The organism is Sphingomonas sp. TREG-RG-20F-R18-01 (assembly GCF_022662475.1).
GTDB lineage: Bacteria > Pseudomonadota > Alphaproteobacteria > Sphingomonadales > Sphingomonadaceae > Sphingomonas.
The window spans coordinates 520,839-534,414 of the sequence record NZ_JAKNQQ010000002.1; the positions used below are offsets into that span (position 1 = coordinate 520,839).

Annotated in this window: 13 protein-coding genes; 4 read left to right on the forward strand and 9 right to left on the reverse strand. The window is 66.7% G+C overall.

Annotated features, from left to right (window positions below):
• Positions 1–665 precede the first annotated feature (665 nt).
• From L8K25_RS07970 to L8K25_RS07985, 4 genes are all read right to left on the reverse strand, one after another.
• Positions 666–1,430 (reverse strand): 3'-5' exonuclease, encoded by a 765-nt coding sequence (locus L8K25_RS07970; protein WP_242138354.1) that lies wholly within the window; start codon positions 1,428–1,430, stop codon positions 666–668.
• Between the two features lie 106 nt (positions 1,431–1,536).
• Positions 1,537–2,919, reverse strand: a complete 1,383-nt coding sequence (locus L8K25_RS07975; protein ID WP_242138355.1) for a phosphomannomutase/phosphoglucomutase — start codon at positions 2,917–2,919, stop codon at positions 1,537–1,539.
• A 58-nt stretch (positions 2,920–2,977) separates the two neighbouring features.
• Positions 2,978–3,235: a DnaJ domain-containing protein gene (locus tag L8K25_RS07980; protein ID WP_242138356.1), complete on the reverse strand. Its 258-nt coding sequence runs from the start codon at positions 3,233–3,235 to the stop codon at positions 2,978–2,980.
• Complete coding sequence (locus L8K25_RS07985; RefSeq protein WP_242138357.1) at positions 3,235–4,029, reverse strand: division plane positioning ATPase MipZ; 795 nt, start codon at positions 4,027–4,029, stop codon at positions 3,235–3,237. Before L8K25_RS07985 ends, L8K25_RS07980 begins: the two co-directional genes overlap by 1 nt.
• 81 nt (positions 4,030–4,110) lie before the next feature.
• Between L8K25_RS07985 and panC the strand changes: the two genes are divergently transcribed.
• Together panC and L8K25_RS07995 are read left to right on the forward strand one after the other, a co-directional pair.
• Positions 4,111–4,956 carry a pantoate--beta-alanine ligase gene (panC, locus tag L8K25_RS07990; RefSeq protein WP_242138358.1) on the forward strand — a complete coding sequence of 282 codons (846 nt, stop codon included), beginning with the start codon at positions 4,111–4,113 and terminating at the stop codon, positions 4,954–4,956.
• Positions 4,957–5,245: 289 nt separating this feature from the next.
• Complete coding sequence (locus tag L8K25_RS07995) at positions 5,246–5,542, forward strand: hypothetical protein (protein WP_242138359.1); 297 nt, start codon at positions 5,246–5,248, stop codon at positions 5,540–5,542.
• A 94-nt stretch (positions 5,543–5,636) separates the two neighbouring features.
• On the opposite strand, the gene topA is transcribed toward L8K25_RS07995, so the two are convergent.
• From topA to plsY, 3 genes are all read right to left on the reverse strand, one after another.
• Positions 5,637–8,276 (reverse strand): type I DNA topoisomerase, encoded by a 2,640-nt coding sequence (gene topA / locus L8K25_RS08000; RefSeq protein ID WP_242138360.1) that lies wholly within the window; start codon positions 8,274–8,276, stop codon positions 5,637–5,639.
• Between the two features lie 105 nt (positions 8,277–8,381).
• On the reverse strand, positions 8,382–9,479 hold the full coding sequence (dprA, locus tag L8K25_RS08005; protein WP_242138361.1) for a DNA-processing protein DprA: 1,098 nt from the start codon (positions 9,477–9,479) through the stop codon (positions 8,382–8,384).
• The gene (gene plsY / locus L8K25_RS08010; protein WP_242138362.1) at positions 9,472–10,077 is read right to left on the reverse strand and encodes a glycerol-3-phosphate 1-O-acyltransferase PlsY; all 606 of its coding nucleotides are present in this window, start codon (positions 10,075–10,077) and stop codon (positions 9,472–9,474) included. Before plsY ends, dprA begins: the two co-directional genes overlap by 8 nt.
• Before the next feature lie 113 nt (positions 10,078–10,190).
• Here plsY and murI point away from each other — a divergent pair, with 113 nt between their 5' ends.
• Both murI and hemA read left to right on the forward strand, forming a co-directional pair.
• A complete protein-coding gene (murI, locus tag L8K25_RS08015; protein ID WP_242138363.1) occupies positions 10,191–10,985 on the forward strand; it encodes a glutamate racemase in 795 nt (264 codons plus the stop codon).
• A gap of 71 nt (positions 10,986–11,056) precedes the next feature.
• Complete coding sequence (hemA, locus tag L8K25_RS08020) at positions 11,057–12,298, forward strand: 5-aminolevulinate synthase (protein WP_242138738.1); 1,242 nt, start codon at positions 11,057–11,059, stop codon at positions 12,296–12,298.
• A gap of 162 nt (positions 12,299–12,460) precedes the next feature.
• Here hemA and L8K25_RS08025 read toward each other — a convergent pair whose 3' ends face one another.
• Both L8K25_RS08025 and L8K25_RS08030 read right to left on the reverse strand, forming a co-directional pair.
• Complete coding sequence (locus L8K25_RS08025) at positions 12,461–12,901, reverse strand: DUF3429 domain-containing protein (protein WP_242138364.1); 441 nt, start codon at positions 12,899–12,901, stop codon at positions 12,461–12,463.
• Positions 12,902–12,934: 33 nt separating this feature from the next.
• Positions 12,935–13,558, reverse strand: coding sequence for a class I SAM-dependent methyltransferase (locus tag L8K25_RS08030; RefSeq protein WP_242138739.1), 624 nt, complete (start codon positions 13,556–13,558; stop codon positions 12,935–12,937).
• Positions 13,559–13,576: the final 18 nt, after the last annotated feature.

The window sequence follows — 13,576 nt, forward strand, 5'->3', positions numbered from 1 at the left end:
CAACGACAAACGCCAGTGGCTCGGCGTTGATGACGATCAATCGATTTGCCACTGTACGCTCTGGGCGAAGTCGCAGATCGCCACCGTCCGCCCTGGGCGAAGTTGCCGATCGCCACCGTCCGCCCTGAGCGGAGTCGCAGATCGCCACCGTCCGCCCTGGGCGAAGTTGCCGATCGCCACCGTCCGCCCTGAGCGGAGTCGCAGATCGCTACCGTTCGCCCTGAGCGGAGTCCCAAATCCCCCTCCGTTCGCCCTGAGCGAAGTCGAAGGGCCAGCGCTGCGCAGAGGCTTCGACTTCGCTCAGCCCGAACGGAACTGGCGCGAGCGAACTGGCATGAGCGAACTGGTGCGAGCGAACTGGCGCAAGCGAACTGGCCCGGACGGAACTAGCGCAAGCGAACTGGCGGAAACGGAACTGGCGCGAGCGAACTGGCGCGGACGGAACTGGCCCAAACGGAACTGGCGCGAGCGAACTAGCTCGAACGGAACTAGCTCGAACGGAACTAGCTCGAACGGAACTAGCTCGAACGGAACTGGCGCGAGCGAACTAGCCCGAACGGAACTGGCCAGAACGAAACTGGCCCAAACGGAACTGGCGCGAGCGAACTAGCCCGAACGGAATTGGCGCGAACGGAACTGGGCGGTCCGCCAGGACGGACAGCGCCCTACAACAGCTTCCCCTGCGGCGACGGCCGCCCGACGACACCCCCGCCACGCCGCCGCGCGAGTTCGGTCTCGGCGGTGAAGCGGACGTCCATGTCGCGATCGCCGAGCATGATCGACAGCGAGTCGTCGCTGATCTCCTGCCAGCTCTTGCCGCGATCCGGTCCGGGGCGGATCACGCGCGGCAGCAGGCCGGGGACCGCGGACCAGGCGAGCAGCTGCTCGGGGCCGACTTCGTTCAACATGTCGCGCAAGTGGAACGCAGTGACATAGGCGTCGGGGAAGGCGCGGTGCGCGGGCAGGCCGAGCTCGTGGACCATCCCCTCGGGCTTGCGCCAATAGCGCAGCATCTGGTTGGAAAAGCTCGGCGTATCGGGCCATAGCCGCAGCGCGCATTTCCACGTGCAGATCCACGGCGCGCCGCGCGTCAGCGGGGTCGTGCAGAACTTCTGTTCGTAATCCGCACGATGCGCTGCGAGCGCGATCCGGCGAGGATAGGGGTCGAGCACCCCGCGCGCGACATCGTGCCAGAAGGGCGCGTCGGCGACCTGTTCGTCGAGGATATGGTGGATCGCCTGGGTCAGCGGCGGGATCGGGCGACCGGGGTTGACGAGCCGCGCGCCGCCTTCGCCCTCGATCTCCCAGCGGCCGTCCTTCTGGAGCGCGACGTCCTGCCAGCCGATCTCGCACACGCCGTGGATCGGCGGGCCTTCGCCGGTGGTCTCTAGGTCGATGACACGGATGATCTGGGGCGCGGGGGGAGGCATTGCGCCTAGGTGGCGTGTTTTACGCCGGATTGCGAGGGGGGCGATGGGTTCGCCCCCCTCACGGCGTCACCCCGGACGATGCCCGGCAAGACGGGTGTAACGGTGCTTAGTGCGCCGCCTGTGGGCCACGCTGCAGCCCGCTCTTCTCGAGCTGGTCGTCGATCATTGCGAGCAGGCGGTCGAGCGCGGGCTGGTCCTTTGCTTCAGCGCGCGCCACGAGCACGTCCTGCGTGTTCGATGCGCGGAGCAGCCACCAGCCGTCGGGGGTGTTGACGCGCGCGCCATCGGTACGGTCGACCTCGGCGCCATCCGCCTCGAGCCGCGCGAGCACTTCCTCGACCACCGCGAACTTGCGGCTCTCATCGACCTGGAAGCGCATCTCGGGCGTATTGACCAGCGCGGGCATATTGCCGCGCAGTTCGGTGACCGACTTGCCGATCATGTGCGCCGCACGAATGAAGCGGACGGCCGCATATTGCGCGTCGTCGAACCCGTAATATTCATGCGCGAAGAAGATGTGACCGCTCATCTCGCCCGCGAGCGGGCTGTCGGTTTCCTTCATCTTCATCTTGATCAGGCTGTGCCCGGTCTTCCACATCAGCGGCTTGCCGCCGAGTTCGGCGACCCGGTCGTACAGCATCTGCGACGCCTTCACGTCGGCGATGATCGTCGCGCCGGGAAGCTCCTTGAGAACAGGTTCGGCCAGAATGGAGAGAATCTGGTCGCCCCAGATTACGCGGCCTTCGCCGTCGATCGCGCCGATCCGGTCGCCGTCGCCATCGAACGCCAGACCGAAATCGAGGTTCTTCTCCGCGACGAGCCGCTTGAGATCGACCAGATTGGCTTCATCGGTAGGATCGGGATGATGGTTGGGAAATTTGCCGTCGACATCGGTGAACAGCAGGTGATGCTCACCCGGGAGGAGCTTGACCAGCTTCTCGATGATCGGGCCCGACACGCCGTTGCCCGCGTCCCAGCCGATCTTGTAGGTGCCGCCCGCGAACCCGGCCATCAGGCGGCCGACATATTCGTCCTCGACGTCGGCGGTCGAGACAGTGCCTTCGCCCGTCTCCCAATCGCCTTCCTCGGCCATCCGCCCGAGATCCTGGATGTCCGCGCCGAAAAACGGCTTGTGTTGCAGCACCATCTTGAAGCCATTGTAATCGGAGGGATTATGGCTGCCGGTTATCTCGATGCCGCCATCCACTTCTAGCGTGGCCTCGGCGTAATACAGCATCGGGGTCGGCCCCATGCCAATCCGTACGACGTCCACGCCGGCCGCGGTCAGCCCGCCGACGAGCGCGGCTTCGAGCTCGGGCGAGGACAGGCGGCCGTCATAGCCGACCGCGACGCGGGTGCCGCCGGCGCGGCGCACGCGCGTGCCGAAGCCGCGACCGATCGCGTCGGCGTCGGCGGTGCCCAGCGTCTTGCCGACGATGCCGCGGATGTCATATTCGCGGAGCGAAGTGGGGTCGAAGCGATGGGTCATGCGGTTCCTCCTGGGGTTTGATAGGGCCTAATCGACCAATCGTGAGAAAGTTCAGTGACTAAGGCTTAAGCAGCACGTCACGCGCCGCGTTAATCCGTCGGGTCAGCTCGGCGGAGCCGCCCTTGTCCGGGTGCAGCGCCGAGACGAGCCGGCGATGCGCCGCGCGGATCGCCGCGGCATCCGCCGCCGGGCCGACCCCGAGCACGGCGCGCGCCTCGGTCTCTTCAGGGCGTTGCGTCGGCGCGCGCCTGGGCTTGGGGCGCAGCAGCAGCCATGCCGCTACGAGCAGTGCGACGAGAAGCAGGACTTTGCTCATCAGGCGAACAGCGGCAGCACGGATTCGGGCAAGGCGAGCGCGCCCATCATCTCGCGTAGCTCCTGCCGCGCGGCGACATGCGCCAGCCCCATCGCACCGAATTCGCCCGAATCGAGCATCGTCAGCCCGGCAGGGAACAGCTCGCGATAGATCACGCGTTCGCCGAGCCCGGGGACGATGCGGAACCCGACCCGCTTGGCGAGCTGGTCGAGCGCGTCCGACACGCGGCGCATGTTGCGCGCCTCGATATGCTGGACGCGATTGCGCAGCACGACCCAGTCGATCGTCGAGCCGTCCGCCTTGGCGCGCGCCTTGCGGGCGTCCCATATCATCTCGGCGTAGAAGCTCGGGCGGGTGACCTTGTAGGTCTCGGGATGGACCTGCCCGATCAGGTCGAAATCGACGAAACTGTCGTTCATCGGCGTGACGAGCGTGTCCGCGCGCGCCGCCGACAACCGCCCGAAACGGTCGTCGCGGCCCGGCGTGTCGATCACGAGGAAATCGGTGTCGGTCGCGAGGTCGGCGAATAGCTCCTCGAAACGCTCGTCGGTCTCGCCGTCATGCGTCGCGTGGCGCGGGATCGGCAGCGCGCGACCGGTCCGCTGGACGGTTGCGGCGCGATTGTCGAAATAGCGCCCCATCGTGCGCTGGCGGTGGTCGAGATCGAACGCCGAGACCTTCGCCCCGCGCGCGGCGAGCGCGATCGCGACATGGACCGCGGTGGTCGACTTACCGGTGCCGCCCTTTTCGTTGGCGAAAACGATGATGTGTGGTTTTCGCGCAGCAGTGGCCAACGGGATGATGTCCTAGCGTCTTGTTCGGTTCGGCCTGCCCCCATAGAAGGCCTGCCCGTCCTTACCGAAGGCCCAACCCGCGTGCAAACCATCCGTACTCTCGACGCGCTTCGCTCCGCGATCGCCGACTTTCGCAGCGACGGGGCGGGCATCGCGCTCGTGCCGACGATGGGCGCGCTCCATAGCGGGCATATCGCGCTGATCGAGACCGCGCGGCGGCAGGGGCGCAAGGTCGTCGCGTCGATCTTCGTCAATCCCAGGCAGTTCGGCCCGAACGAGGATCTCGCGCGCTATCCGCGACGCGAGGCGGCGGATGCGCGGATGCTGACCGAGGCGGGGTGCGACCTGTTGTGGCTGCCGCCGGTGGACGTGATGTATCCGGCGGGCTTCGCGACCAATATTTCGGTGTCGGGGGTGAGCGAGGGGCTCGATGGCGCGGCGCGGCCGGGGCATTTCGACGGGGTCGCGACGGTCGTCGCCAAGCTGTTCAACCAGGTTCGGCCCGACGTGGCGCTGTTCGGCGAGAAGGATTTCCAGCAGCTCGCGGTGATCCGACGGATGGTCACGGACCTCGATTTCGGGATCGAGATTGAGGGCGTTCCGACCCAGCGCGACGACGACGGCCTCGCGCTGTCGTCGCGCAACGTCTATCTTGAGCCCGAGCAGCGTGCCGCCGCAGTGGCGCTGCCGCGCGCGCTGGGCGAGGCGGCGCGCGCGATCGCGCGGGGCGATTCGCCCGCGGATGCGCTGGCGGCGGCGCGGGAATCGCTGATCGCGGCTGGGTTCGTGGTCGATTACGTCGAGCTGGTCGATGCCGCGACGCTGACCGCGGAGATGGCGGAGGACCGGCCGCGGCGGCTGCTCGCGGCGGCGCGGCTGGGCGCGACCCGGCTGATCGACAATCTGGACGTGCCGGCACGGGGGTAGCCGGGACGGGGGCTGCGGAAATTCTTGAATGTGACTGCTCTCGCTCGCACCGCTTCCCCGGCGAAGGCCGGGGCCCAGCAGCGCAGCGGGAGAAGGCGAGCGCTGCCCTCCGTTCCCCTGGACATCGAAACTGGGCCCCGGCCTCCGCCGAGGAAGGGCTTGGAAGGCTCCCCGCTGCGACCTTTGCAGACCCCCGCTACGACCAAAGGCTAATCCCCCCGTTAACCTTTCTTTGACCGGGCCCCGCGCACTGTCGGGGCTAGGGCATGGTTAACCGGGAAGATTCGACATGGGCACGAGCCTCAAGAACGCGCAGTTTCTGATCGACAGCAAATTGGCCGAAGCGGCCTGCGGTGACGCGGATGCCTGCTACGAGCTCGGCATGGTCTATTCGAGCGGCGCGGCCGGAGTTTCGGTCGATCTGGTCGAAGCGCACAAATGGTTCAATCTCGCAGCCGTCGCGGGCAGCGAAGCGGGGATGGCGAGCCGCGGTGAAATCGCCGAGGACATGACCGCGCGCGAAATCGCGACCGCGCAGGCCGCAGCCCGCGCCTGGCTCCGCGCGACGCAGCGCCGCGCGGCCTGAGCTGCGGTGCTCCTGCGCTGGCAGGAGCCCAGAGTCTCAAGCGCCGCGCCCGTAACCCTGGGCTCCTGCCTGCGCAGGAGCACGGCGTGGCGACTCAGGCGGTCGCCTTCTTCGCGGCGGGTTTCTTCGCTGCCGGCTTCTTCGCAGCGGGCTTTTTCGCGGGAGCCTTCTTCGCCGGGGCCTCCGCTGCGGCATCCGCGGTTGCCGCCGTCTTGGCCTTCGCGGGCGCCTTCTTCGCTGCCGGCTTCTTGGCCGCCGGCTTCTTCTTCCCCTTGGTCGGCGGAGCCGCCGCTGCGCGCGCGTCGATCAGCTGCGCGGCTTCCTCGAGCGTCAGCGCATCCTTCTCGATCGACTTGGGCAACGTCGCGTTGGTCGTCCCGTCGGTGACGTACGCGCCGTAGCGACCCTCCATCAGCTTGATCTCGGCCTCGCTGCGCGGATGCAGGCCAAGCACCTTGAGCGGGGCCTGCGCGCCGCGTTGCGGCCGCCCGCCGCCCGCCGCGGCTTCGGCGAGTTTCACCACCGCCGCGTTCATCCCCGTCTCGAACACGTCGTCGGTCGAGGTCAGCCGGGCATATTTGCCCGCGTGCTTCAGATACGGGCCATAGCGGCCGATCGCCGCCGTGATCGGTTCGCCGGTTTCGGGATGCGTGCCGATGGTCCGCGGCAGCGACAGCAATTTGAGCGCCCATTGCAGATCGAGCTCGCCGATATCCTTCGGGATCGACGCCATCTTGCGCGTCTCGCCCTCGCCGATCTGGATATAGGGCCCGAACCGTCCCGATTTGCGCTCGACCGGCAAGCCGGTTTCGGGATCGTTGCCGAGCGTCTCCGGACCCGTATCCACCCCAGCACCGTCAGCACCCGGCTGGCCGAAGCGGCGGGTGTATTTGCATTCGGGGTAATTGGAGCACGCCACGAACGCGCCGAACTTGCCGCCGCGCAGCGCAAGCTGCCCCTGACCGCAATTCGGACACAGCCGCGGGTCGCTACCATCCGCCATCGGCGGGAAAAGATAGGGCGCGAGGAACTTGTCGAGTTCGGCGGTCACTTCGGACGGCTTCTGCTCCATCACCTCGGTGGTGCGCGGCTTGAAGTCCTTCCAGAAGGCCTCCAGCACCGCCTGCCATTCGGCACGCCCGCCCGAGACTTCGTCGAGCTCGTCCTCGAGCCCCGAGGTGAAGTCGTAACTCACGTATTTCTCGAAGAACCGTTCGAGGAAAGCCGTCACCAGACGCCCCGATTCCTCCGCGAAGAAGCGGTTCTTCTCGACCCGGACATATTCGCGGTCCTTCAAGGTCTTGATGATCGACGCATAGGTCGACGGACGCCCGATCCCGAGCTCCTCCAGACGCTTGACCAGCGACGCTTCCGAGAAGCGCGGCGGCGGCTGGGTGAAATGCTGTTCCGCGGTGACGCCCTTCTTAGCAGGCGCATCGCCTTCGCGCAGCCGCGGCAGGCGCTTGGCGTCCTCGTCCTGAGTGTCGTCCGAGCCTTCCTCGTACAAGGCGAGATAGCCGGGGAACAGCATGACCTGACCGGTCGCGCGCAAGGCGGTGTGGCCGGTGCCGTCCGCCATCTCGACCGTGGTGCGTTCCATCCGCGCCGAAGCCATCTGGCTCGCGAGCGCACGCTTCCAGATCAGGTCGTACAAGCGCGCGTGATCCCCACCGCCAGCCTTGTCCTTGCCGAAATCGGTCGGGCGGATCGCCTCGTGCGCTTCCTGCGCGTTCTTCGCCTTGGTCTGATAGACACGCGGCTTGTCGGGGACATAGCTCGCATCATAGCGGTTCGCGACCGCATGGCGCGCGGCCGAGATCGCGCTCGAATCCATCTGCACGCCGTCGGTACGCATGTAGGTGATCGCGCCGTCCTCATAGAGGCCCTGCGCGATCCGCATCGTGTGATCCGCCGAGAAACCGAGCTTGCGCGAGGCTTCCTGCTGAAGCGTCGAGGTGGTGAACGGCGGCGGCGGGTTGCGCGTCGCGGGCTTCACCTCGACCGACTGGACGGTGAAATGCCCGCTTTCGACCGCGGCCTTGGCACGGTTGGCGACGCCTTCCTCGCCGATTGACAGGCGATCGAGCTTCTTGCCCTCGAACGTGACGAGCCGCGCCTGGAACGGCGTGCCGTCCTGCTCCATGTCGGCGATGACCGACCAATATTCCTGCGCGCGGAAGGCCTCGATCTCGCGCTCGCGGCTGACGATCAGCCGCAGCGCGACCGACTGCACGCGCCCCGCCGACTTGGCGCCGGGCAGCTTGCGCCACAGCACCGGCGAGAGCGTGAAGCCGACCAGATAATCGAGCGCGCGGCGCGCACGATAGGCGTCGATCAGATCGGTATCGAGCTCGCGCGGATGCTTCATCGCATCGGTGACGGTCGCCTTGGTGATCGCGTTGAAGGTGACGCGCTGGACGTCCTTGGGGAGCGCCTTGCGGTTGCGCAGCACTTCCTGGACGTGCCACGAAATCGCCTCGCCTTCGCGATCAGGATCGGTCGCGAGGATCAGGCGGTCGGCGGTCTTGGCGAGATCGGTGATCGCCTTGAGCTGCTTGGTCTTGTCCGCGTAATTTTCCCATTCCATTGCGAACCCCTCGTCGGGGTTCACCGATCCGTCCTTGGGCGGCAGATCGCGGACGTGGCCGTAGCTCGCGAGCACGCGGTAATCCGAACCGAGGTATTTCTCGATGGTCTTCGCCTTGGCGGGCGATTCGACGATGACAAGCTGCATGGGGGTCTATTGCGTCCTTACGTGTACGCGCGAGGATGGAGAGCGGGATCGTTAGGCGTCAAGCGACGTATGATGCCGATGGAGACTTGCCAAGGGCGGGCGGGATCATGACAGCGCCACCCGCCCACCGGCATGACGCTCCAATCGTCCGGCCAGTTCGAGTTCGAGCAGTACCGTCTGGACGATCGCAGGCGATGCTTGCGATTGACGAATCAGTTCGTCGATCGCGACCGGCACGGGGCCGAGCAGGTCGACGATGGCGCGTCGGTCGCTGTCGCTCGCATCCTCGGGCGTGGCCGTGCGGAAACCACTGCGGGGGCTCTCGACCATCCGCGAATCGATCGGGCGGATCGTTTCGAGCACGTCGGCGGCCGACTGGATCAACGTGGCGCCGTCCCGGATCAGCCCGTTGCACCCTTGCGCGCGGGGATCGAGCGGGCTGCCCGGCACCGCCATGACCTCGCGGCCCAGTTCGGCGGCGAGCCGCGCGGTGATCAGCGATCCCGACTTGGGCGCCGCCTCGACCACCACCGTGCCGAGCGCAAGGCCCGCGATGATCCGGTTGCGATAGGGAAAATGCCGCGCGCGCGGTTCCGTGCCGGGGGGTTGTTCCGCGATCAGCAAGCCTTCGCGAGCGATCCGCTCCTGCAACTCGGCATTTTCGGGGGGGTAGGATATGTCGATCCCTCCCGCGATCACCGCAATCGTCCCGGTCTCGATCGCGCCGACATGCGCCGCGGTATCGACTCCGCGCGCCAGCCCCGAAACGACGACGACCTGTTCGCGGCCCAACTCGACGGCAAGCTGGCGCGCGAAGCGGCATGCCGCGGCGGACGCGTTGCGGGCCCCCACCATCGCAATGGGCGTCCGCGACAGCAGTGTCGCATCCCCGCGCAGGATGAGCGCTGGCGGGGCATCGTCGAGCTGGGCGAGCAGGGGCGGATAGGTCGGATCGCCCTTGAAGAAGTGTCGCGCGCCCAGACGGCGCACGCTGGCCAGTTCGCGCTCGGCGACGGCAGGCGCTGCAACCGCGGGCGGAATGCCGCCGCCGCGCGCTGCGAGTTGCGGAAGGGCAAGGATGGCAGCTTCGGGAGAACCGAAGCGCGCGAGCAGATGGGCATAGGTAACAGGCCCGATTCGCGGCGTCCGGATCAGGCGGAGCCGCGCGACCGCGTCGCCGCCGAGCCCCTCCGCATCAGCCACTTTTCTGCCCGATCCGCGGCTCGGTGCCGTTCATGAGCCGGTCGATGTTGCCCCGATGCTTCCAGAGCACCAGCAGCGCGAGCGCCATCAGCAGCAGCACGATATCGAACTTGTAGAAATAGGCCGCACACAATGGCGCGCTGACCGCCGCGGTCATCCCCGCAAGCGACGAAATTCGCCCGAACGCCAGAAGCGCGATCCACACCGCGGCGTAGAGGACCCCGATCGGCCAGTGCAGGGCGAGGACGATCCCGAGCAGGGTCGCCACGCCCTTGCCCCCCTTGAAGCCGAGCCACACCGGATAGAGATGACCAATGAACACCGCTGCGGCGGCAACCACGCCATTGCCGCCGAGGTACGCATCCGCGACCCATACCGCGACGAACCCCTTTGCCGCATCCAGGATCAGGGTGGCCGCTGCAAGGCCCTTGCGGCCGGTACGCAGCACGTTGGTCGCACCGATGTTGCCGGACCCGACCTGACGCAGGTCGCCGGCACCCGCCATGCGCGTCAGCAGCACGCCGAACGGAATCGATCCCAGCAGGTAGCCGAGGACCAGCGCCGTCACCGGGGCAATCCACAGATATTCGGTCGGCACTGTTCGCAACCCCCCCCTTGGCGGTCGATGATAGCAGGATGCGTGCCATGGCCCAACACCGTCGTGCAGGCCACGATTTTGTGATCTGCAGCGCTTCGGCTAGGGTCCGCCCGATGGATGAAAGACCCGTTTTGTTCTTCGACTCCGGGATCGGCGGATTGTCGGTGCTGTGCGCGGCACGGGCACAGCTGCCGTGCATGCCGCTGGTCTATGTCGCCGATTCGGGCGGTTTCCCGTATGGCACGAAGAGCGAGGCCGAGATCGGCGCACGCGTCCCGGCGCTGCTGGGGCGACTGGTCGAGCGCTATCATCCGCGCCTGATCGTGATTGCCTGCAACACCGCTTCCACGATCGCGCTTGCAGCGGTGCGCGGCGCGCTCGATCTTCCGGTGGTCGGGACGGTGCCGGCGATCAAGGTCGCCGCGCTGCACAGCACGACTCGAGTCATCGGCGTGCTCGGCACCGACGCGACCGTGCGACAACCCTATGTCGACGATCTTGCCGCGCGCTTTGCGAGCGATTGCGTCGTGTTGCGCCATGGATCGGCCGAACTGGTGACGCTGGCCGAGGCAAAGCTGCGCGGCGAGCCGACCGACCCGGCCCGCTATGCCGCGATCCTTGCAGGATTGTTCGGGCAGAAGGGCGGCGAGCGGATCGATACGATCGTTAACGCCTGCACGCATTTCCCCCTGGTCGAGGCGGAGCTGCTCGCGGCCGCGCCGCGTCCGGTGCGGTTCGTCGACGGGTCGGACGGGATCGCGCGGCGGATCGCATTCCTCACCCAGGGTCAGGCATGGCCGGACGTGCCGAAGCCGGGACTTGCGGTGTTCACCGCGCGCACCCCGGGAATGGCGGCGCTGGATCAGGCACTTTCCGCCCATGGGCTCGGCGCGATCGAGATGCTGTGACACGGTCGCTCGATCAGAGTGATCGCGCAAAGGCGCTGGAATTCACCGGGGACGCGGTCTATTTGAGCACCATGGACATGGAAACATCCGCGCGCGGAGTCGATTATTCGCGCATCTTCGCGCAGGCGATCGACCGCCTCCATGTCGAAGGTCGCTATCGCGTCTTCATCGACATCCTCCGCAACAAGGGCGCGTTTCCGAACGCCCGGTGTTTTGCGGGGCATAACGGCCCCAAGCCGATCACGGTATGGTGTTCGAACGACTATCTCGCGATGGGGCAGCATCCCGCGGTGATCGGCGCGATGGAAGAAGCGCTGCACGACGTCGGCGCAGGGTCAGGCGGCACGCGCAACATCGGCGGCAACACGCATTATCACGTTGACCTCGAATATGAGCTCGCCGATCTGCACGGCAAGCAGGGCGCCTTGCTGTTCACCAGCGGCTACGTCTCGAACGAGGCGACGCTGGCGACGCTCGCCAAGATCCTGCCGGGGTGCATCATCTTCTCGGACGAGCTCAACCATGCCTCGATGATCGCGGGGATCCGCAATTCGGGGTGCGAGAAGCACGTCTTCCGCCACAACGACCTGGCGCATCTGGAAGAGCTGCTCGCGTCGGTCGATCCGGCGACGCCCAAGCTGATCGCGTTCGAAAGCGTCTATTCGATGGAAGGCGACATCGCGCCGATCGCCGAGATCTGCGATCTCGCCGACAAGTACAGCGCGCTGACCTATCTCGACGAAGTCCATGCGGTCGGCATGTACGGCCTGCGTGGCGGGGGCATCTCGGACCGCGAGGGACTCGCGGATCGGTTGACGATCATCGAGGGGACGCTCGGCAAGGCGTTCGGCGTGATGGGCGGCTATATCGCCGCGGACCAGACGATCGTCGACGTGATCCGCTCCTATGCGCCCGGGTTCATCTTCACGACGTCGCTGTCGCCGGTGCTGGTCGCCGGTGCGCTGGCCAGCGTGCGGCATCTCAAGGCATCGAGTGCGGAACGCGACGGACAGCAGCGCGCAGCGTCGTCGCTGAAGGCGATGTTCGCCGGGGCTGGCCTGCCGGTCATGAACTCGACCACGCACATCGTTCCGCTGATGGTGGGCGATCCGGTCAAGGCCAAGAAGATCAGCGATATCCTGCTCGCCGAATACGGTGTGTACGTTCAGCCGATCAACTACCCGACCGTTCCGCGCGGGACGGAACGGCTGCGATTCACGCCGGGTCCGGCGCATGACGAGGCGATGATGCGCGACCTCACGGATGCTCTGGTCGAAATCTGGAGCCGGTTGGAGTTGCGCAAGGCAGCCTGAGGCTTGTCCCGCTACGGAACCGCCGCGCAATCAATCCGTTACGCCTCCGACATCAAGAGGAGGCACTATGGGCAAGGGTTGTATTCTGTGGTTGCTGGGCGTCCCGATCCCGGTGATCGTCGTGCTGTACCTGCTGTTCCACCACTGAAACCAGCGACTAGATCAGGCAAACGCCAGCAACAGGGTGAGCCCGCCCAATCCCAGCGATAACGGGATACGCAGGCTCATCCACCAGCGGGGGGTCAGTCCGCCGCGCGCCAGTTGCACGTCGATGCCCAGGGCGCCGATCAGCGCGATGCCCAGCAGAGCGAGCGACGGCGCAGGCCACGGTTCGCCGATCGCCCAGGGCACCGCACTGCCAAGCGCCAGCAGGGATGGCGCAATGGCGGCGACCCACAGCCATTCCGGCGGCTTCTCGGCGGCGGCGCCGATCCCCCACCACAAGCCCCCCAGGAAACTGAGGATCAAGGCGGCATAAGCATAGCCGAGCGCGAGTGCTGAAAAGCGCAAGGCGCCGTCGCCGCTGAAGACGATCGCCACGGCAGCGATCTGCGGCAGCAGCCCGGCAAGGCCGAGCCAGCGTGGCAGGAGTGGCGGGTTCATGGCAGCCTTCCGATCATCATCATCCCGCCAAAGTCATGCGCGAGTGAGCGAGGCGCTCCAGGCATAGCCCCGGCGCAAGGAAGCGAAACGCCCGATCAGCCCGTGTTCGCGCGCGGTAGCCCGGACCGCCTCGGGCAAGGCGGCGCGCGGCATCACGTCGAACTTTGCAAGCCATGCGAACAGCATGACCTGAAAAGGGCGTGGCAAGCCCTCCTGCTGGCCGAAGTCCACAATGTCGAGCCGTCCCCCGGGGGCAAGCTTGCCGGCAGCCTCGCGAAGTGCCCCCTGCCAATCGGGGATCATCGACAGCGTATAGCTCTGGAATATCCGATCGAATGCGCCAATCCCGAACAGCGCGGTGGAATCGAACGCGGTCGCATCGCCCTGCGCAAGGGCTATGCGATGCGAAAGCCCCGCCGCGGCGATCTTGGCGCGGGCGGTTTCGAGCATCGCCGACGAGATATCGATCCCAAAATAGCGTGCATTGGGAAAGGCCCGCGCCGCCGCGATCAGGTTGCGTCCGGTCCCGCACCCGATTTCCAGGACGAGGCCCCCCGGCGGCGGGGCGATCCCGCCGATCAGCGCATCGCGACCCAGCAGATAATATTTGCGGGTCAGATCGTAGATATGGCGCTGCGATCGATAGATCGCATCCATATGCCCCGCATGGCCGGC

Bases quoted from the DNA above. Each gene is read 5' to 3' on its own strand.
- L8K25_RS08025 (WP_242138364.1), bottom strand. From the start codon at position 12,901: ATGAACCCGCCACTCCTGCCACGCTGGCTCGGCCTTGCCGGGCTGCTG.
- L8K25_RS07995 (WP_242138359.1), top strand. From the start codon at position 5,246: ATGGGCACGAGCCTCAAGAACGCGCAGTTTCTGATCGACAGCAAATTG.
- hemA (WP_242138738.1), top strand. From the start codon at position 11,057: ATGGACATGGAAACATCCGCGCGCGGAGTCGATTATTCGCGCATCTTC.
- murI (WP_242138363.1), top strand. From the start codon at position 10,191: ATGGATGAAAGACCCGTTTTGTTCTTCGACTCCGGGATCGGCGGATTG.
- L8K25_RS07980 (WP_242138356.1), bottom strand. From the start codon at position 3,235: ATGAGCAAAGTCCTGCTTCTCGTCGCACTGCTCGTAGCGGCATGGCTG.
- L8K25_RS07975 (WP_242138355.1), bottom strand. From the start codon at position 2,919: ATGACCCATCGCTTCGACCCCACTTCGCTCCGCGAATATGACATCCGC.
- topA (WP_242138360.1), bottom strand. From the start codon at position 8,276: ATGCAGCTTGTCATCGTCGAATCGCCCGCCAAGGCGAAGACCATCGAG.
- L8K25_RS08030 (WP_242138739.1), bottom strand. From the start codon at position 13,558: ATGGATGCGATCTATCGATCGCAGCGCCATATCTACGATCTGACCCGC.
- L8K25_RS07970 (WP_242138354.1), bottom strand. From the start codon at position 1,430: ATGCCTCCCCCCGCGCCCCAGATCATCCGTGTCATCGACCTAGAGACC.